At 60.6% G+C, this 19,686-nt stretch carries 18 protein-coding genes and 1 pseudogene; 13 read left to right on the top strand and 6 right to left on the bottom strand.

The window, feature by feature from the left end; all coding sequences use genetic code 11:
• The first annotated feature begins 129 nt into the window (after positions 1-129).
• From BSK43_RS25415 to BSK43_RS25400, 4 genes are all read left to right on the top strand, one after another.
• Positions 130-678 (top strand): HdeD family acid-resistance protein, encoded by a 549-nt coding sequence (locus BSK43_RS25415; protein ID WP_077471215.1) that lies wholly within the window; start codon positions 130-132, stop codon positions 676-678.
• 224 nt (positions 679-902) lie between these two features.
• Positions 903-1,154, top strand: a complete 252-nt coding sequence (locus tag BSK43_RS25410; protein WP_077471214.1) for a type II toxin-antitoxin system ParD family antitoxin — start codon at positions 903-905, stop codon at positions 1,152-1,154.
• Between the two features lie 208 nt (positions 1,155-1,362).
• Positions 1,363-3,168, top strand: coding sequence for an EAL domain-containing protein (locus BSK43_RS25405; protein WP_077471213.1), 1,806 nt, complete (start codon positions 1,363-1,365; stop codon positions 3,166-3,168).
• A gap of 79 nt (positions 3,169-3,247) precedes the next feature.
• On the top strand, positions 3,248-4,246 hold the full coding sequence (locus BSK43_RS25400; RefSeq protein WP_077471212.1) for an NAD(P)H-quinone oxidoreductase: 999 nt from the start codon (positions 3,248-3,250) through the stop codon (positions 4,244-4,246).
• Here BSK43_RS25400 and BSK43_RS25395 read toward each other — a convergent pair.
• Positions 4,227-5,651: an MFS transporter gene (locus tag BSK43_RS25395; protein WP_077471211.1), complete on the bottom strand. Its 1,425-nt coding sequence runs from the start codon at positions 5,649-5,651 to the stop codon at positions 4,227-4,229. The genes BSK43_RS25400 and BSK43_RS25395 overlap by 20 nt on opposite strands.
• Positions 5,652-5,751: 100 nt before the next feature.
• Between BSK43_RS25395 and BSK43_RS25390 the strand changes: the two genes are divergently transcribed.
• Together BSK43_RS25390 and BSK43_RS25385 are read left to right on the top strand one after the other, a co-directional pair.
• Entirely contained in the window at positions 5,752-6,378 is a 627-nt protein-coding gene (locus BSK43_RS25390; protein WP_077471210.1) for a MarR family transcriptional regulator, read from the top strand.
• Positions 6,379-6,480: 102 nt separating this feature from the next.
• Positions 6,481-7,488 (top strand): asparaginase, encoded by a 1,008-nt coding sequence (locus BSK43_RS25385; protein WP_077471328.1) that lies wholly within the window; start codon positions 6,481-6,483, stop codon positions 7,486-7,488.
• 9 nt (positions 7,489-7,497) lie between these two features.
• On the opposite strand, the gene BSK43_RS25380 is transcribed toward BSK43_RS25385, so the two are convergent.
• Complete coding sequence (locus BSK43_RS25380) at positions 7,498-7,977, bottom strand: DUF2127 domain-containing protein (protein WP_077471329.1); 480 nt, start codon at positions 7,975-7,977, stop codon at positions 7,498-7,500.
• A gap of 168 nt (positions 7,978-8,145) precedes the next feature.
• Entirely contained in the window at positions 8,146-8,901 is a 756-nt protein-coding gene (locus BSK43_RS25375) for a DeoR/GlpR family DNA-binding transcription regulator (RefSeq protein ID WP_077471209.1), read from the bottom strand.
• A gap of 125 nt (positions 8,902-9,026) precedes the next feature.
• Here BSK43_RS25375 and BSK43_RS25370 point away from each other — a divergent pair, with 125 nt between their 5' ends.
• Together BSK43_RS25370 and BSK43_RS25365 are read left to right on the top strand one after the other, a co-directional pair.
• Positions 9,027-9,383: a DUF4406 domain-containing protein gene (locus tag BSK43_RS25370; protein ID WP_077471208.1), complete on the top strand. Its 357-nt coding sequence runs from the start codon at positions 9,027-9,029 to the stop codon at positions 9,381-9,383.
• Between the two features lie 151 nt (positions 9,384-9,534).
• The gene (locus BSK43_RS25365; protein ID WP_077471207.1) at positions 9,535-10,155 is read left to right on the top strand and encodes a glutathione S-transferase N-terminal domain-containing protein; all 621 of its coding nucleotides are present in this window, start codon (positions 9,535-9,537) and stop codon (positions 10,153-10,155) included.
• Here the strand turns inward: BSK43_RS25365 and BSK43_RS25360 are convergent, their stop codons facing one another.
• Together BSK43_RS25360 and BSK43_RS25355 are read right to left on the bottom strand one after the other, a co-directional pair.
• On the bottom strand, positions 10,156-10,518 hold the full coding sequence (locus BSK43_RS25360) for an MmcQ/YjbR family DNA-binding protein (RefSeq protein ID WP_077471206.1): 363 nt from the start codon (positions 10,516-10,518) through the stop codon (positions 10,156-10,158).
• 27 nt (positions 10,519-10,545) lie between these two features.
• Positions 10,546-10,731 carry a hypothetical protein gene (locus BSK43_RS25355; protein WP_077471205.1) on the bottom strand — a complete coding sequence of 62 codons (186 nt, stop codon included), beginning with the start codon at positions 10,729-10,731 and terminating at the stop codon, positions 10,546-10,548.
• A 148-nt stretch (positions 10,732-10,879) separates the two neighbouring features.
• On the opposite strand from BSK43_RS25355, the gene BSK43_RS25350 reads away from it, so the two are divergent.
• Positions 10,880-11,776, top strand: a complete 897-nt coding sequence (locus BSK43_RS25350) for a LysR substrate-binding domain-containing protein (RefSeq protein WP_077471204.1) — start codon at positions 10,880-10,882, stop codon at positions 11,774-11,776.
• Positions 11,777-11,782: 6 nt separating this feature from the next.
• Here the strand turns inward: BSK43_RS25350 and BSK43_RS25345 are convergent, their stop codons facing one another.
• Positions 11,783-12,442: a glutathione S-transferase family protein gene (locus BSK43_RS25345; protein ID WP_077471203.1), complete on the bottom strand. Its 660-nt coding sequence runs from the start codon at positions 12,440-12,442 to the stop codon at positions 11,783-11,785.
• A 446-nt stretch (positions 12,443-12,888) separates the two neighbouring features.
• Between BSK43_RS25345 and BSK43_RS25340 the strand changes: the two genes are divergently transcribed.
• The 4 genes and pseudogenes from BSK43_RS25340 to BSK43_RS25325 all read left to right on the top strand — a co-directional run bounded on the left by BSK43_RS25340 (position 12,889) and on the right by BSK43_RS25325 (position 19,680).
• Positions 12,889-16,389 carry an indolepyruvate ferredoxin oxidoreductase family protein gene (locus BSK43_RS25340; protein ID WP_281406658.1) on the top strand — a complete coding sequence of 1,167 codons (3,501 nt, stop codon included), beginning with the start codon at positions 12,889-12,891 and terminating at the stop codon, positions 16,387-16,389.
• Positions 16,390-16,477: 88 nt separating this feature from the next.
• A complete protein-coding gene (locus BSK43_RS25335) occupies positions 16,478-17,641 on the top strand; it encodes an isovaleryl-CoA dehydrogenase (protein ID WP_077471202.1) in 1,164 nt (387 codons plus the stop codon).
• A 36-nt stretch (positions 17,642-17,677) separates the two neighbouring features.
• A pseudogene (locus BSK43_RS25330) lies at positions 17,678-19,286 on the top strand (carboxyl transferase domain-containing protein).
• Between the two features lie 10 nt (positions 19,287-19,296).
• The gene (locus tag BSK43_RS25325) at positions 19,297-19,680 is read left to right on the top strand and encodes a RidA family protein (protein ID WP_077471200.1); all 384 of its coding nucleotides are present in this window, start codon (positions 19,297-19,299) and stop codon (positions 19,678-19,680) included.
• The last annotated feature ends 6 nt before the right edge of the window (positions 19,681-19,686 follow it).

Below are 19,686 nucleotides of genomic sequence, written 5' to 3'. Positions count from 1 at the left end.
GACTGTATTTTTGATTGACTGATCAATCAATAAAAAAATCGCGCGAGCGCCGGGTAACCGCGAAAAATCCGCAACCTCTTTCCGAGTTGCATTTCTGTGCCATACTTCCCTTGAGGAGGAGGTACGGTCATGGTCGATATTCCTGATGAAGTTCCACCATCTGCAATGGGCGACAAATGGGGATGGTTTGTCGGTCTCGGCGTCCTGCTGCTGATCTGCGGCGGCATTGCTCTCGGCAATCTGTTTATCGCCACCGTCGCCTCGGTCTATTATGTCGGCATGCTGATGCTGATCGGCGGCATTGTGCATCTGGCGCACGCGTTTCAGGTGCGCGGATGGGAGCACATCGTATTCTGGGTGCTGAGTGGTCTGCTCTATACGCTTGCCGGCATCCTTGCCTTCGCCAACCCTCTCCTGGCCTCCGAGGCGCTGACCCTGTTCCTTGCTATTGCGCTCCTGATCGCCGGCACATTTCGCGTCTGGGTCGGCCGCAAGGTGATGCCGGAACGCGGATGGATCTGGATCGTCATCAGCGGGCTTGCGACCGCCGTCGCCGGCATCGCCATCGCGCTCGGTTGGCCGGTCAACAGCCTCTGGATTCTCGGTCTTTTCTTGGGCTTCGATCTGGTTTTTCAGGGCTGGACGCTGATTGTCTTCGGCCTCATCCTCAGGCGATAAGCCGCCGTTCAAGGGGATAACAAAGTGCTGCTTTTTGACAAGGAGCGTGAGCGGCGTTACTCTTCGGGCGTCATGTTGTAGAGCGTGCGGTGCCGAATTGATGTTGTGACGGCGCCATGATCTGGAGTTCGCGTGTCCAAGACACGCCTCGAAAGCACTGCTCAAGGCTGCGGAATAAGTCTCCAGCGAATATTCCGCCTAACGACGGTCAAGGGAGGAATATCATGCCGATGGTAACGGTTTCCATCTCTCCGCTTCAGGCTGCCGGCATTCGCGCCGCGGTCGACACAGGTACCTATGCTTCAAGCAGTGAAGTCGTGCGGGAAGCACTTCGCATGTGGGATGCAGCACGCAAGCGCGGTGACGTCTGCGATGTGCCGCAAGCCGCCAACGATCAGGACGAGACGGTAAGAGGCAGTCGTTGCGTCGCCGACATGTTCGCCGACTACGAAGCCGAAAAGCACCCGCATAACTGAGCCGGAAACCGGCTTTCGGGCCGCGGCCATGTCGCGGCGCCCGATTTTGCTCGGCCGAACGAATGGTTAATATTGCTTTACCATTCACGAAACTTTCACATGAGGGAAAGGTTTCGTTGACGCTTTATGGCGCATGTTCGGTCGAAAACGCGGTAAATCCAAAGTTTTACTTAAATAAATTAGATCAAGAATTCCAAGGGAGATGGGCATGTCTTTGACTGCCGCAGTCGAACCGGGCGTGCTACGCCGGTATGCCAGCGACCAGATTGTCACTCTCGCCAAACTCGTGATCGAAAATGCATTTCAGCCGATCGTGGAGGCCGGCACCGGCGCCGTTTTCGGCTATGAATCCCTGATGCGAGGCCAGCAGCGTATCGGTTTCGACAGCCCGATCGATATCCTCGACGAAGCCGAGCGCATGGGCCAGCTTCTCGGGCTGGAACAGATGGTCACCAGCCGCGCGCTGGCAAAATTCGCCACCCTTCCCAATGCAGTCTCGGCAACCCTGTTTCTCAATCTGGATGTCCGCCTGATCCCGCAGGGTGCCGCGCTGATCGATAGCCTGTTGCAGCACATGAAGAAGGCCGGGATCGCGCCTTCATCCATCTGCTTCGAATTCTCCGAGCGGTTCGACAATACAATCGTGCCCGAGTTCTGCGACCTGGTCGCCAAAATGCGCAATGCGGGCTTCAAGCTGGCCATCGACGATTTTGGCGTCGGTCATGGCGAGATGAAGCTCCTGTCGGACTATCCGGTCGATTACCTGAAGATCGATCGTCACTTCATCGTCGATATCGATCGCAGTGCCCGCAAGCGCCATATTCTGAGGAATCTCGTCAATATCGCCCACGTCCTCGGCACGCGGGTCATCGCCGAGGGTATCGAGACCGAGGCGGAGTTCCTGACCTGCCGTGAATTCGGCGTCGATCTGGTCCAGGGCTGGTTCATCGCTCGCCCGACGGTGCTGGTTAATGAACTCAAGCCGAGCTTTCCGCACTTGCAGGATCTCGGCAAGACCGTGCGCAACAGCCAGTCGCTGGACGAAATCCTCATCCGCAAGCAAATCGAAGTGTTGCCGACTATCCGCGAAAACGACAGCATCGACAGCGTCTTCGAACTCTTTCGCCGCAATCCGCGCCGGGCTTATTTCCCGGTCGTGAACGCCAATCAGGAGCCGCGGGGCATCATCCATGAGTACCAGCTCAAGGAATATATCTATCAGCCATTCGGCCGCGATCTCCTGAAGAACAAGGTCTATGAGCGGTCGATCTCGCATTTCGTCGAGATGGCGCCGATCGTCGGGCTTGATTCCGATGCGGATACGCTGATGGCGATCTTCGCCAATATGGAGAGCAGCGATTGCCTGATCGTCACTGAGGGCACGCATTATGCCGGCATCGTTTCGGCCGCGTCGCTGATCAAGGTCATCAACGAAAAGCAGCTCAAGATCGCTCAGGATCAGAACCCGCTGACCGGTCTGCCCGGCAACAGGGCGATCCACGATTTCATGCAGAGCGCCGGCCGAGATGGCGATGAAATCAGGCATTTCTGCTACTGCGACTTCGATAATTTCAAGCCGTTCAACGACGCCTATGGTTTCCATCTCGGCGACCACGCCATTTCGCTGTTTGCCGCGCTGATGCGCCGCTATTTCTTCGCCGAGCGCAATTTCCTCGGTCATGTCGGCGGCGATGATTTCTTCATCGGCGTCACGGATTGGAGCATGGAGCAGCTCCGCGAGGTCCTGGATCGACTGCTCGCCGATTTCCACGCGGATGTCCTCGATTTCTATTCGGCCGAAGACCGTGCTGCCGGCCGCATTCGCGGCCACGACCGCAGCGGCGCGGAGGCGGACTTCCCATTGATGCGCTGCTCAATCGGCATCCTGCAGCTGCCCGAGGGGTTGGTAATCGACAACATTAACCGCGTCAGCACCTCGATCGCGGGCATCAAGGCCAAGGCGAAGGAAAGCAAAGCCGGCGTCGCATTCCTCGGTCTGACCGAGACGAATTGACGCCCTACGACAGTCCCTCCTTTTCAAGCGGCTCGCGCTAAACTATCTCCATTGCTTCGTTGGGAGAGGAGATTGGCCCATGCCCTTGCCGTCTGAAATGCGTTTCGTGGACTTGCCGTCCTTTGGTGGCCCCGAGGTCATGACCATCGCCCGCAAGCCTCTGCCCGTTCTGAAGCCCGGCGAGATCCTCGTTCGCGTCGAGGCGGCGGGCGTCAATCGGCCTGACGTGGCGCAACGGCAGGGCATCTATCCGCCGCCGAAGGAAGCAAGCCCGATACTGGGTCTGGAGATCGCCGGCGAGGTTGTCGACGTCGCTCCCGGCGTAAAGGAATTCGCCATCGGCAACAAGGTCTGCGGCCTTGCCAATGGCGGCGGCTATGCCGAATATTGCGTGCTTCCTGCTGGGCAGGCTCTCCGATTTCCGAATGGCTATGATGCCGTGCGTGCCGCGGCTGTGCCTGAAACCTTCTTCACCGTCTGGGCCAATCTCTTCCAGATGGCCGGCCTCACCGAAGGCGAAAGCGTGCTGATTCATGGCGGTTCCAGTGGCATCGGCACGACGGCGATCCAGCTTGCTCATGCCTTCGGTGCGACCGTCTATACGACGGCTGGCTCGAAGGAGAAGTGCGAGGCTTGCGAAAAGCTCGGCGCCAAGCGGGCCATCAATTACAGGCAAGAGGATTTCGCTGAAGTCATCAAGGCCGAGACGGATCACGGCGTCGATATTATCCTCGACATGATCGGTGCAGCCTATCTGGAGAAGAACCTCGCGTCGCTTGCCCGCGACGGATGCCTTTCGATCATCGCCTTCCTTGGCGGTGCGGTGGCGGAAAAAGCCAATCTGCAGCCGATCATGGTAAAACGCCTGACGGTGACCGGCTCGACCATGCGGCCGCGTACGGCGGAAGAAAAGCGCGCCATTCGCGACGATCTTCTTTCCCAGGTCTGGCCGCTGCTCGACGAGGGCACGGTTGCCCCCGTCATTCACAAGGTATTTTCCTTTGACGATGTGGTCGAGGCGCACCGGTTGATGGAAACCAGCGACCACATCGGCAAGATCATGCTGAAGCTGGCCTGATCGTGAAGGACAGGATGATAGCGACGACGCCGGGCACGGCCATCAGGGCATAGAGCCAGGTGGCGGCCGAGATGCCGCCGGCAATACCGCCGGGATGGGTCAGGCCCGCACTGTTGACGATGACGCCGGTAAGTGCTGCGCCGAATGCGCCGCCCAGCGACTGAACCATTGAGATGGCGGCCGATGCTTTGTCCTGCTCTGTCTTTCTCGCGATGCTGATGATCCTGGTTATCAGATGCGCCCATCCCAAGCCGACACCGAAGCCCATCAGGAACATGGCGATAACGGCCGGTGCAAAGTGCAGGAGATCGGCTGAGGAAGCAGTTGTCGCAAGGAGCGGGACCAGCGATGCCGTGGCGGCAGTTTCCAGGATACAGCCGGTTATGATGGCAATGGCCGCCTGCCGCCCTGAAAACGAGGCGCTGAAGAAAGCCCCGATCGTCCAGCCCAGCGCCACCAGCGCGACGAGGTAGCCCGAGACGAGAGGCGTGACGCCGTGAAGCGTCTGCAGGAAGTACGGGATGTAGATGTCGCTCGTCAGCACCAGCATCAGCGTGAACATCGTCAGATAGAGCCGCGAGAGCGGGTTGGCGAGCATGACAGTGCCATAGGGGAACAGCCTGATGCCGTCCTTCCGCTCGATCACCACCATCGCTGCGACGAGTGCGATGGAAATTGCGATCAACGCAATCTTGTAGGATCCGTGCTCGATCGTGCCGGCGATGCTGACGAACAGGACCGCCGTCAGCAAAAGCACGATCTGGACAAGGGGCGTTCTGGTATCGATCCGATCGTCGGCGACATTAGGTAGCAACCAGCGTGCTGAAAGCGCCATCAGCACGGCGAGCGGCACCAGGACGATGAAGGCCTCGCGCCAGGCGCCTCCGGCAGCGAAGAGGCCACCGAGCGTCGGCCCGAGCACCGTCGCCACACCCCAGATGGCGGCGTAAAGGGTGGAGGCTCTGCGCCACAAGGGTTCGGGATAGGCGAAGCGGATGAAGGCATAGGCAAGGCCTGACAGCATGCCGGCGCCATAGCCCTGAACAGCTCGACCGACCAGCAACACGGGCATGGTCGGGGCGATGGCGCAGGCAAGGCTGCCACCGCCAAAGACGAGTGCCGCTGTAATATAGACGGTGCGCAGACCCATGCCCTTCGGCCGGGTTGCGACCGTGATCGAGCCGAGCACGCCGGCGGCGACGAACAGCGTCGTCATCCATGAGAACAGTTCAAGGCCGCCAATGTCCCGGACGATCGAGGGTGCGATCGTGGCGGTGATGTAGGATTCGACGGCATAAAGCGTGACGCCGCCGCCGAGCATCAGTGTTGCAGGCAGAAGCTTCGGCGAAAACAGCGTGAAGAGACTGGCGGATTTGAGAGGGGCGGTATTTTCGATGCTTGACATCGGATGATCCTCGGCATTTTCCCTAGCGGTTGATTATTTTCCAAGTTATAGGTTGGAAAATTGCACGGCTGCAGGATTAAAACAAGAGATAACTTGGAAAATGCGTCAATCACCGATCAATCGAATTCTGATCCTGTTGAAAACCGAGGGGCCGCAGCTGGCATCCGGCCTCGGCGATGCGCTCGGCATATCCTCGGAGGCGGCTCGCCAGCAGTTGGCGAAGATGGCGGAGGAAGGGTTGGTCGAGCCCGTGACATCAGCCGCATCGGGCAGGGGGAGGCCCAAGCAGCTCTGGCATTTGACCGCCGCCGGCAATCGGCAGTTTCCGGATGGTCATGCAGACCTGACCGCAACGCTGCTGTCGACCATGGTCAGCCAATTGGGGCAGGGCGCTGTCGATGCCGTCATCTCTGCTCGCGAAACGGACATGCTGCGGCGCTATCGCAGCGAGCTCGATGTTGCGGTCGATCTGCCGTCGCGCGTCGCCGGCCTCGCCGCCATCCGCACGCAGGAAGGCTATATGGCCGATCACTGGCAGGAGGAGGATGGCTCGCTCATGCTGGTGGAGAACCATTGCCCAATTTGCTCCGCTGCCTGCGCCTGCTCCGGTTTCTGCCGGTCGGAACTGGAGACGTTTCGCGTGATCCTCGGTGCGCAGGTCGAGCGCGAAGAACACATCCTGCTTGGGGCAAGACGCTGCGCCTACAGGATCCGCACAGTCGTCTGAATGGCCTTGCTTTTACGGTTGCAGGGCGATGATCGGAGATTGGCAATGCCGAGGGTAGCCGCTATCACTGGCCATCCAGCAAATCAAAGGCCGCGTCCCATCATGTCCAATCCCGTCTGCGTCGAACTCACCCGTGGTGCCCTGGTCGAAAGCTGCCATCGCGGTTCCGTCGTTGCGGTTGACGGCGATGGAAAGCTGGTCTTTTCCGTCGGCGATATCGAACGGGCCGTGTTCCCGCGTTCTGCCTGCAAGGCGATGCAGGCCCTGCCGTTGGTCGAAAGCGGCGCTGCGGACGCTTATGGCTTTGGCAACAAGGAATTGGCGCTCGCCTGTTCGTCCCATAATGGCGAGGATGAGCACGTTGCGCTCGCCGCCTCGATGCTGGCGCGCGCCGGCCGTGATGTCGGCACGCTCGAATGCGGCGCGCACTGGTCGTCGGATCTGAAAACCGTCATTCATCAGGCGCGCACCATCGATAAGCCCACGGCGCTGCACAATAATTGCTCGGGCAAGCATGCGGGCTTCGTCTGCGCTTGCAGCCATCAGGGCATCGATCCCAAGGGCTATGTCGGCTACGACCATCCGCTGCAGCAGCAGATCCGTGACACCATGCAAAGCCTGACCGGTGCCGCTCTCGGCCACGATAATTGCGGCACGGACGGCTGTTCGATCCCGACCTATGCCGTGCCGCTCAAGGGGTTGGCGCATGGCTTTGCCAGGATGGCGACCGGTGTCGGTCTTGAGCCTTCGCGCGCCAAAGCGTCACGCCGCTTGTTCGAGGCCTGCATGGCCGAGCCGTTTTATGTCGCCGGCACTGATCGCGCCTGCACCAAGCTGATGCAGATCGCCCCCGGCCGCATCTTCGCCAAGACAGGTGCCGAAGGCGTGTTTTGCGCTGCAATCCCTGAGCAGGGCGTCGCCATCGCGGTCAAATGCGATGACGGCAATAGCCGCGCCGCCGAAGTCATGGTGGCGACGGCGTTGGCCCGTTTCTTTGAAAAGGGCGGCGAGGTTCATGCCGGTCTGATGGCCATGGCCAACCGAGCGTTCAAGAACTGGAACGGCATCCACGTTGGCGATATCAGGCCGACGGCTGCGTTGACGGCTTAGAGCTTCGCTTCAACGTTTGGCCGGTATATGTTGCCGAACGATCCTGTATTCGTGCCAGATCAGCAGCATGACCACGGCGTCGAAGACGGTGAGGATGATCAATCCAATGCCGTGCGTGTCGGTGAAGCGGTAGAGCTGGTAGGCGATGAAAAGCGCCAAGGCCACCAACGATGCCGGATAGGCCCACATCTTGCCCCTGAGCAGACCGATGACCAGCAGCACCTTCACCAGCCCGTGGCTCAACAGGTAGTAGGCATAGAAATTCTTCGTGCCGACAGAGAAATCCTGCGCCCAGGCAAGCAGGTGCGTGGCAATGAAATCATTGGGATCGTTGAGGAGTTCAGGCTGCGTGATCCTGTTTGCCAGCTGGAGGATCGATTCGGTGCTGACAAGGGCGAGAATGATGCCGCCGATGCATTCGATCAGGGCATGGGCCCCTTTCAATAGGACGCTGATTTCGAAGAACTGGTGAATTCGACGCTCGTTCATATGTGATCGTAACCTTGCATAACGCCTCAAGCCGGCTTGATCGGCGATCACCATCGAACAGACCGATATCAGCCCGTCATAAGACCCGTCTTCGACCGGATCATGGTCGCCGCGCAATGTAAATCCCAATGCGGCATCTTGTTCCAGCTGTGAACGACGGGTCTGATGTCAGGCGAGGAGGATTGGCACCTCGATTGCCTGATAGGGCACAAGGCTATCCTCGGAGATATCGGCGGGCACGATCAGGCCGGAAATGCCAGCCATCGGCAGGATTTGGCAGGGAGAGGCCGCATCCAGCTTTTCACCCGTCGCCAGCACATAGGTTTCCGCCGAGCATTGCGCGATGTGCCGCTTGATGGCCGCCTCCTCGAAATCGCCAGTCGAAACGCCGCGGGCAGGGTGGATGGCAGTGACGCCGAGAAAGAACATATCCGGCCTTATGGATGAGATCGCCGTCATGGCCGCAGCACCCGTTGCCACCATCGAATGCTTGTAGAGCTTTCCGCCGATCAGGATCACTTCGGCAGCCGAATGATGCTCCAACTCGACTGTTATCGTCGCGCTGTGCGTGACGATCGTGACGGGCAGATCCTTGGGAAGATGGCGGACGATCTCGGCATTGGTCGTGCCGCCGTCGAGAAAGACGGTTTGATGAGGTCGAACCATCTTGGCCGCATAGGCGCCGAGCCGGCGCTTCTCGTCGGAGGAGACGCCCTGCCGCGTCGAAAAATCCGGCAGTTCCGGCGAGAGCGGCAGGGCGCCACCATGCACCCTCTTCAGCAGCTTTTCCCCTGCCATTTCCCGCAAATCTCGGCGGATCGTATCCTCGGAAAGCTCGAGCTCGTCGGCCAATGCTTTGGCAATCACCTGGCCGTCCCGGCGCAACCTGTCGAGGATGAGGGCTTTTCGTTGGCTTGTAAGCATGCCGGTCTCTGCACGTTATTTCGTGAATAATCATGAATCTATCAGAATCGATTCGACAATCAAGAAAATATGCGCATATTCGTGCAAATTCCTGCAACAAGCAGGAGGATAAATGGAGACATGACATGTTGATCTTGATCGCCGGGCCCTATCGCTCCGGCACCGGGGATGATCCCGCGAAAATGGCCGAGAACCTCAAGCGGCTGGAGGAGCCGTCCCATGCCCTGTTCAAGGCAGGGCATCTGCCGATGATTGGTGAATGGGTTGCCTTGCCGGTCTGGCATGCCGCCGGTGGCAAGAGCATCGGCGATGATCTCTACGAGGAGATTTTTCATCCAACGGCTGGCCGTTTGCTGCAGCTTTGCGAAGGCGTGTTGAGATTGCCGGGCGATTCCAAGGGGGCGGACAATGATGTCCGCATCGCCCGTGAGCGCGGCATTCCCGTCTGGCACAGATTGGAAGACGTGCCCGGCTGCGCGTAAGCACCGTGCCCATCCTTGTGATCTGATGTCACGGGGATGGGCGTTATAGCCTGATCGATCAAAACCTTTTGTAGCGGCCATCAACGCCAGCCACTTCCGTATTTGCCTCGTTGCCTTTAGCTTTCTGCGGAGTCGAACCGAGGAAATGAACATGCTGAAGCTCTACTTCGCGCCCGGAAGCTGCGCGCTCGCCAGTTTGATCGCCCTGGAAGAGTCGGGTCTTGCCTATGAGCCCGGACGCCTGAACCTTGCCAACGGAGATCAGCGTCAGCCGGATTATCTCGCCATCAACCCCAAGGGGCGAGTGCCGGCACTGGTAACCGACAAGGGCGTCATCACCGAGAATATCGCGATTATGACCTATATCGCCCAGATCGCGCCGGCTGCCAGGCTGGCGCCGCTCGACGATCCCTTCGAATTCGCGCAGTTGCAGTCCTTCAACAGCTACATCGCCTCGACGGTTCATATCAACCATTCCCACAAGGGGCGTGGCTATCGCTGGACCGACGATGCGGCGGCCATCGAGACGATGAAGGCCAAGGTGCCGCAGACCATGGCCGAAAGCTTTGCCTTGATCGAAGAAAGGATGCTGAAGGGGCCGTGGGTGATGGGCGAGCAATATACCATTGCCGACGGCTATCTCTTCACCATGGAAAGCTGGCTGCCGGGAGACGGCGTCGATCGCGACCGTTTCGCCAAGGTCAGCGCCCACTATGCCCGTATGCTTGAACGCCCGGCCGTTCAGAAGGCGCTTGCTGTCGAGAAGGGTTGATCACATCTGCCGGAATGCCGCCTGCAGCTTCTTTGGGGCACGGTATCGCCACGCCTCGACCAGGCGCTGCTGCAGTTCCTCGTCGCCGATCGCGGTGATGCGCAAGGGCAGGGACGGCCAGCCGATATAGTGATCGGTCTGGAAGTAGATCTCCGGCGCCATCTCCATCAATTGCTCCTTGCGGTCGATGGGGATGGCCAGCACGATGGTCTCGTTGTTCTTGACCGTGACGAACGCCTTGCCGCCGACTTTCAGCGCCGGCAGGCCATAATGCGTACCATACTCGACGCCGGGTAGCTTGGCCTGCGTGACAAGCTGCTGTAGACGGGCAGCGATGCCATTCATGTCGATGGTTGCGGTCATGCTCGTGCCGGGGATATGGGGTCTCTCTTATGCGCATTCTTCCGGCTGAGCGGTGCGCTTGTCCATAGGGCGCCCCAGATTTTCCGGCATCAGCGGCAGATCGGCCAGTTCTTCGAGCGACATGGCGGCAAGCGCCGGGTGCCGCAGCGGGTCGCTGTCGGACTCGCGCTCGTCTTCCATTAGGTGGCTAAAGAAAAGCTTCAGTATCGACATGGCATGCCTCCTTGTATCTCCGCATCGATGCAACCGTGAGGGCATCAGTCGGCTGGCGGTGGCAGGTTTTAATTCCACGCTGCAATAATCGCGCGAATTATCGCGCGATGCAATTGAGAATGATGAGATGCTGATATAGATATTCTATATGAAGAATCTCAACAGCGTTCATCTCAATGGCCTTCGCGCCGTCGAGGCGGTCGGCAGGCTCGGCTCCTTGCAGGCCGCTGCCGATGAGCTTGGCGTCACGATCGGGGCCGTCAGCCAGCAGGTCATCAAGGCGGAGGCACAGCTGGGCCGACCGTTGTTCGAACGTACGCCCAAGGGCATGATTGTCACGGAGACGGGCATTGCCGTACTGGCGCGTCTCGGCGAAGCCTTCCAGGCCATGTCGGCCGCCGTCGCGCTCGCACAGCATCGGGACGACAATATTCTCACCATTTCGGTGGCGCCCGTATTGGCAGCTCGCTGGCTCGTGCATCGGCTCGATCGTTTCGCCAGCCGACATCCGGATATTCGCCTTCGCATCGACGCGACGACGCAGCTGGTCAATCCTGCAACATCGGATGTCGATATCGGTATCCGTGTGGGCACCGGGCGCTGGCCGGGCGTCAAATCCGAGCTGCTGCTGGCGCAGGAGATTTTTCCCGTGGTCACGCCGCAGATCGCGGCAACGCTTCGCGAGCCGGCCGATCTATTGAAGGTGCCCGCCGTCATCGACGGGCACGCCATGTTCACCTGGGATGTCTGGCTCCGCGCGGCCGGCCTTTCCGGACGCTGCATGGAAGAACGGCATGTGTTCAACGATGCTTCGCTCTGCCTCGATGCCGCCATGTCCGGTCAGGGCGTAATGCTCGCCTGGCAGACGCTGGCGGCTTACGCGCTGCAGCAGAAATGCCTCGTCGATCCCTTCGGCATTCGCGCCAAGACGGGCTTCGGCCATTATTTCATCACGGCTGAAGGTGCGCGCGAGGCCAAGAAGGTGACCGCCTTCAAGGCCTGGATTCGCGAGGAGATGGAAGAGAGCATGCGCCTCTTTCGATAGTGGGGATCAGACCGGCTCCTTGCCGCGCGTTGCCTGCATCGCCTTGTAGGCGTTACGCGCCTGGCAGCGCTCTATCCAGGCTTTCACCTGCGGATGGCTGTCGAAAATGTCCTGTTCCGTCTGTGCGTAGCGCAGCACTTCCGCGAGGTTGAGATCGGCAGCGGTGAAGCGGCCGCCGATGAGATAATCCTGCCCTTGCAGGTGCTTTTCCAGCACATCCAGCGGCCTCTTCAGTGAACGGCAGGCAACTGCGATCCCTGCCTTTCCAGGCTCGCTATTCTCCTTGGCATTGTCATAGATGCGGACGATTGCGACGCTGTGCGGCTCGACCTCGGTCGCGGCCCACATGGTCCACATCGCCATCAGCCCTTCTTCCTCGACCGTCTGGCCGGCGAGCGGCCCGCCATATTTGCGGGCAAGATAGAGGTTGATGGCAAGCGATTCATGCATGATGAGATCGCCGTCCTTGATGCATGGGATCATGCCCATCGGGTTGATGGCCAGAAACTCCGGCGACAGCGTGTTGATCGGCGCATCGGCGGCCAGCGGATTGGCGAGCCGGCTTCCCTGCATGACCGGCACGGACTGGAACTCGATCCCGAGCTCCTCTGCCATCCAGTAGTTGCGTGAGGCGCGCGAGCGATAGACGCCATAGATCGTCAGCATGTCAGTCTCCGAAGTTTGTGAGTCGGCAGGACGTTATGCGTGGGGCCGGTCAAACGGAAGAGACTTCCGTTGATATCTGCGATCAAAGCTTTTGATGCGCGGTGAGCCGCGGGGGCCGCCCCCGCCCTTCGAGGCATTTCTCCGCTGCGCTCCGAAATGCGCCTCAGGATGAGGCGGGGCTGGCTTGCCGGTCTGCGGTGAGATGCACCGGGACATGACGGTAAGCCGCAAGAGATCAGCCCTCACCCTGAGGAGGCCTGCAGGGCCGTCTCGAAGGGCGAGGGCGGGTGGCGGCAAGCACGAAATATCCGCGGGCCGCCCCAAATCTTTGCAAATCATGCGGCCGATGCCACGCCTTCGTTCGGAAATTAGCGTCGTCGCATGTTACCGTCTAATCTCGGGTTTGTCGGATGCGGTAGGAGGTATCCGGCGAAACAGCGCAATTGGTGACTGCGATCTCGGGAGGAGAGCAGATGCTGGCAACCAGCGTTTCGCTAGACGATAAATATACCGCGGAAGAAGGCCGTGTTTTCATGACCGGCCTGCAGACGTTGGTGCGGCTGCCCATGACCCAGATGCGGCGGGATCGCGCCGCCGGTCTCAACACCGCAGCCTTCATTTCGGGTTACCGCGGCTCACCTCTCGGCGGCTACGACCAGCAGCTCCTGAAAGCCCAGACCTATCTCGACGCGCACGACGTCACCTTTCAGCCCGGCATCAACGAGGACCTGGCGGCCACCGCCGTCTGGGGCACGCAGCAGGTCGGCCTTTCCCCCGGCGTCCGCAAGGATGGGGTGCTCGGCATCTGGTATGGCAAGGGCCCCGGCGTCGATCGCTCAGGCGACGTGCTGAAACACGCCAACGCCGCCGGAACCTCAAGGCATGGCGGCGTCCTCTGTTTTGCCGGCGACGATCATTCCGCCAAATCCTCGACCATTCCGCACCAGACCGATCACGAGTTCATGTCGGCGGTCATGCCGGTCATCTATCCCTCGTCCATCCACGAATTCCTCGAATACGGCCTGCTCGGCATCGCCATGTCGCGCTATTCCGGCTGCTGGGTCGGCATGAAATTCATCGCCGACACGGTTGAGACGACGGCCGCCGTCGATCTCTCGGGGGAAAAGCGGCAATTCATCTTGCCAACTGATTTCGAGCTGCCGCCCGGCGGCCTCAACCTGCGCTGGCCCGATCCGCCGCTGATGCAGGACGATCGCCTGCAGAACTACAAGGCCTATGCCGCCATCGCCTTTGCCCGCGCCAATCGTGTCGACGAAATCACGCATGACGTCCCGAAAGCCCGCTTCGGCATCATCTCCTCCGGCAAGGCCTATGAGGACGTGCTGCAGGCACTGCGCGAACTGGAAATCGGCCCGCAGGAAATGGCTGCGATCGGCTTGCGCATCCTGAAGATCCGCATGCCCTGGCCACTGGAGCCGGAGATTGTGCGGCATTTCTCCGAAGGGCTGGACGAGGTTCTCGTCGTCGAGGAGCGGCGCGAGATCATCGAGAACCAGATCAAGCAGCAGCTGTTCAACTGGCGCGCCGATGTCCGCCCGCGCATCGTCGGCAAGTTCGACGAGCACGACAAGCCCTATCTCAGCCTCTCGTCGGCACTGACTGTGGGTGTCGTCGCCAGAGCCATTGCGGGGCGCATCATCAAGCTCGACCTCGATCGGGGCCTGCATGATCGGATTGCCAACAAGCTTGCCTATCTTGCAGAGCGCGGCCAGATCAGCCGCGGCCATGTCGCGCCGCTGAACCGCACGCCGTTCTTCTGTTCCGGCTGTCCGCACAATACGTCCACCCGCGTTCCTGAAGGCAGTCGTGCGGCGGCCGGCATCGGCTGCCATTACATGGTCACCTGGATGGATCGCAACACCGAGACCTTCACCCAGATGGGCGGAGAAGGCGTGCCGTGGACGGCGATCGCGCGCTACACCGACGAAAAGCACATGTTCGTCAATCTCGGTGACGGCACCTATTTCCACTCAGGCATTCTCGCTATCCGCCAGTCCGTCGCCGCCAAGGTCAACGTCACCTACAAGCTGCTCTACAATGACGCGGTCGCCATGACCGGCGGCCAGCAGATCGACGGCCATCTGACGCCGCAACTGGTGACGAAGCAGCTGCATGGCGAGGGCGTCAAGCCGATCTACCTGCTGTCGGATAGTCCCGATGCCTATCGCGCCTCGGAACTGGCGCCCGGTGTCAAGGTGTTGCATCGCGACCATATCGATCAGGTGATGTTGACCTTGCGCGACACCGAGGGCTGTTCGGCGATCGTCTATGTTCAGACCTGTGCGGCCGAGAAGCGCCGTCGCCGCAGTCGCGGCCTGATGGAGGATCCAGCCAAGCGCGTCTTCATCAACAAGGCAGTCTGCGAAGGATGCGGCGATTGCTCGGTGCAGTCCAACTGCATCTCAATCGAGCCGCTGGAGACGGAGTTTGGCCGCAAGCGCCAGATCAACCAGTCGAGCTGCAACAAGGATTTCTCCTGCGTCAAAGGCTTCTGCCCATCCTTCGTGACGGTGCATGGCGGCAAGCGTCGCAAGCGCAAGGCGCTGGATCATGCTGACACCACAGTGCCCCTGCCGGAAATCCCCGTCATCGCCGATCGCCCCTGGAATATCGCTATTGCCGGCGTCGGCGGCACGGGCATTCTGACTGTCGGCGCCATTCTCGGTATGGCGGCGCATCTCGATGGCAAGGTACCGATGATCCTCGATATGGCCGGCCTCGCGCAAAAGGGTGGTGCCGTCATGAGCCATCTGCGCATTGGCCTCAACCAGGCCGATGTCACCTCGTCGCGCATCGTCAATGGCGGCGCTGACCTGCTGCTGTCGGCAGATGACGTGGTAGGGGCGTCCAAGGACGCGATCACGCTCTGCTCGTCGGTGCGCACCACGGCCATCGTCAATACCGGCCTGATGCCGGTCGCCGATTTCGTCCGCAATCGCGATTTCGATTTCAAGGCCGGTTCGGTGCAGCATGCGATCGCCAGGACCGTGAGCGACAAATCCGTCTTCCTCGATTTCAACCATGTCGCCACCGAAGTCACCGGCGACGCCATATCGACCAATATTTTGCTCACCGGCTTTGCCTGGCAGCGCGGCTTGCTGCCGCTGTCGCTCGAGGCGATCGAAAAGGCGATCGAACTCAATGGCGTTGCCGTCAAGGCCAGCCTCTCCGCCTTCCATTGGGGCAGGCTTCTCGCCCATGATCCGCAAGCCGTGCACGGCATGTTGGCCGAGCGGGATGTCGGCAAGACGCTGGTGAACATGAGCCTCGATGAGCTCATCAGGCATCGCAAGGCGCATTTGACCGCCTATCAGGATGCAGCCCTTGCCGACCGTTACGCCGCCTTCGTCGCCCATGCCAACGCTTTGGCCATCAAGGAGCGCCTTTCCGACAAGGTGCCGTTTGCCGTTGCCGTCACCTATGCGCGCGTGCTTGCCTACAAGGACGAATACGAAGTCGCCCGGCTTCTGACTGATCTCACCTTTCAGGCGCATCTGCACGAGGAGATGGACGGTGATTTCAGGATTGCCTTCAATCTTGCGCCGCCCATGATTGGCGGCAAGGATCCGAACGGCCGGCCGAAGAAGCGAGAATTCGGCGCGTGGATCCTGCCGCTTCTGCGGATAATGGCGCCGATGAAGCGCCTGCGCGGCACGGCGCTCGATCCCTTCGGCTATATGGCCGAGCGGCGCGGAGAGCGCCGGTTGATTGCCGAATATGAAGCGATCGCCGGGCGTGTGCTTGCCGGCCTGCGCAACGACAACGAGACGGAAGCCCTTGCCATCCTGTCATTGTTCGATGAGATAAGAGGCTTCGGTCCGGTCAAGGAGGAGGCTGCCCGAAAGGTCATGGCCGGCATTGCCGATAGGCTGCAGGCCTATGAGGTGCCGCGGGAGCAAAAGCATATCCCCGCCGATGCGGCCTGAGGGAACTGCAGCAGAAACTTGAAGCGGATACAACGAGACATACGTTCTGAAAGATGGGACGTTCGAGGAATTCGGGAGGAGATGTCGGATGTTTGAAGGGGGACTGAACTTCGCGCTGGGTGAGGAGATCGACGCGCTGCGCGAGCAGGTACGCCGCTTTGCCGACCGCCGCATCGCGCCGTTTGCCGACGAGATCGATCGCAACAACAGTTTCCCGATGCATTTATGGCGGGAGATGGGGGATCTCGGCCTGCTCGGCATCACTGCCGGAGATGCCTATGGCGGCGCGGGCCTTGGCTACCTCGCCCATACCGTTGCCATGGAGGAGATCAGCCGCGCTTCCGCCTCCGTTGGCCTGAGCTATGGCGCCCATTCCAACCTCTGCGTCAACCAGATCAACCGCAACGGCACGACAGCGCAGAAGGAGCGCTATCTGCCAAAGCTGATTTCGGGCGAGCATGTCGGGGCGCTGGCCATGTCCGAGCCGGGCTCGGGGTCCGACGTGGTGTCGATGAAGCTGCATGCGGAAAAGCACGGGCATCGCTACGTGTTGAACGGCAGCAAGATGTGGATCACCAACGGCCCGGATGCCGATGTCCTTGTCGTCTATGCCAAGACCTCGCCGGATGCCGGACCGCGCGGGATCACCGCCTTTCTCGTCGAGAAGGGGTTTCCCGGCTTTTCTGTCGGCCAGAAGCTCGACAAGCTCGGCATGCGCGGTTCCAACACCTCCGAGCTGATCTTCGTCGATTGCGAAGTGCCGGAGGAAAATGTGCTCGGCCAGGTCGATGGTGGCGTCAGGGTGCTGATGTCCGGCCTCGATTATGAGCGCGTCGTACTATCCGGCGGCCCGGTTGGCATCATGGCGGCCTGCATGGATGTGGTTCTGCCCTATCTGCATGAGCGCAAGCAGTTCGGCCAGTCGATCGGCGAGTTCCAGCTGATGCAGGGCAAGCTTGCCGATATGTATGTGACCATGAATGCCTCACGCGCCTATGTCTACGCGGTTGCCGCGGCCTGCGATCGCGGCGAGACGACCCGTAAGGATGCGGCCGGCTGCATTCTCTATTCGGCCGAAAAGGCGACGGCGCTGGCGCTCGAATGCATCCAGGCGCTCGGCGGCAACGGCTACACCAACGATTATCCGGCCGGCCGGTTGCTGCGTGACGCCAAGCTCTACGAGATTGGCGCCGGCACCTCCGAAATCCGGCGAATGCTGATCGGCCGCGAATTGTTCGCCGAGACTGCCTGACCTTGAAATGCCATTCCCATTAATCGGTAAAGCCGCATGACTGTCCTGAAATCAGAGATATCGACGCATACGGATCGCTTCCGGGATAACCGTGCCGCCATGCTGGAGGCGATCGGCGTCGCGGAAACAGCGGCCCTACAGGCGGCGGAAGGTGGCGGGGCGCAGTCGGCGCGAGCGCCATGTCAGCCGAGGCAAGATGCTGCCGCGCGACCGGGTGATGGGGCTGATCGATCCGGCAACTCCGTTTCTGGAGATTGGCACGACCGCAGCCCATGGCTTGTACGGCGGCGATGCACCAGGTGCCGGTCTGATCGCCGGCGTGGGCCGGGTTTCCGGCCGCGATTGCATGATCGTCTGCAACGACGCCACGGTCAAAGGCGGCACCTACTATCCCGTCACCGTGAAGAAGCATCTGCGGGCGCAGGAGATTGCGGCGGAAAACAATCTGCCCTGCATCTATCTCGTCGATTCCGGCGGCGCCAACCTGCCGAACCAGGATGAGGTCTTTCCCGACCGTGATCATTTCGGTCGCATCTTCTATAATCAGGCCAATATGTCGGCGGCCGGCATTCCGCAGATCGCGGTGGTCATGGGCTCCTGCACGGCGGGCGGGGCCTATGTGCCCGCGATGTCCGACGAGACCATCATTGTCGAAGGACAGGGGACGATCTTTCTCGCCGGGCCGCCGCTGGTCAAGGCCGCCACCGGCGAAGTGGTCTCGGCCGAAGATCTCGGCGGCGGCGATGTGCACACGCGCCTTTCCGGCGTTGCCGACCATCTGGCCCGCGACGATGCCCATGCGCTTGCGCTTACCCGGCAGGCTGTCGCCAATCTCAATCGCCGCAAGCCCGAGAGTGTCGAGTTGCGCGCGCCCGAGCCGCCGCTTTACGATCCGGAAGAAATCCTCGGCATCATCCCCTCCGATCCGCGCACGCCCTATGACGTGCGTGAGGTGATCGCCCGCACGGTCGACGGCTCGCGTTTCGATGAATTCAAGGCCCGCTATGGCACGACGCTGGTCTGCGGCTTTGCCCATATCCACGGCATTCCCGTAGGGATCATCGCCAATAATGGCGTGCTCTTCTCGGAATCGGCGCTGAAGGGCGCGCATTTCGTCGAGCTTTGCTCGCAGCGCAAGATCCCGCTCATTTTCCTGCAGAATATCACCGGCTTCATGGTCGGCCGCAAATACGAGACCGAGGGTATCGCCAAGAACGGCGCCAAGCTGGTGACGGCGGTTGCCACCACCAAGGTGCCGAAGATCACCATGCTGATCGGCGGCTCCTTCGGCGCCGGCAATTACGGTATGGCTGGCCGTGCCTATTCGCCGCGTTTCCTCTGGACCTGGCCCAACAGCCGTATCTCCGTCATGGGCGGGGAGCAGGCGGCCGGCGTTCTTGCGACGGTGCGCGGCGAGGCGCTGGCGCGCGCCGGCAAGCCCTGGACGAAAGAGGAGGAGGCCGCCTTCAAGGCGCCGACGCTCAAGATGTTCGAAACCCAGAGCCACCCGCTCTATGCCTCTGCCCGCCTTTGGGACGACGGCATCATCGACCCGCGCAAGAGCCGCGATGTACTGGCGTTGTCGCTCTCTGCTGCGCTCAATGCGCCGATCGAAGACACACGCTTCGGCCTGTTCAGAATGTGAGGAGATCGAGATGAAACGCGATGCCATCAATGCCAAGAATGCGCCTCAGCCGCGCGGGGGCTACGCTCAGGCGGTGAAGCTCGAGAATTTCGAGAAACTGCTGTTTGTCAGCGGCCAGATCCCGATGACATCGGACGATAAGCTTCCCGAGGGCTTCCAGGCACAAGCCCGCCAGGCCTGGCTGAATGTCGACGCCCAGTTGAAGGCCGCGGGCATGAGCAAGGCCGATATCGTCAAGGTGACGGTCTTTCTTGCCGATCGTCAGCACACCATGGAGAACCGCGAGATCCGCGCGGAATATCTGGGCGCGCTCACACCGGCCATGACTGTCGTGATTGCGGGCATTTTCGACACCGCCTGGCTGCTCGAGGTCGAGGTTATTGCCGCGCAATAGGATTCC

The sequence above is a fragment of the Rhizobium sp. P44RR-XXIV genome, assembly GCF_001999485.2.
In the GTDB taxonomy this organism is placed as follows: domain Bacteria; phylum Pseudomonadota; class Alphaproteobacteria; order Rhizobiales; family Rhizobiaceae; genus Rhizobium.
This window is presented reverse-complemented; position numbering and strand designations above follow the sequence as displayed.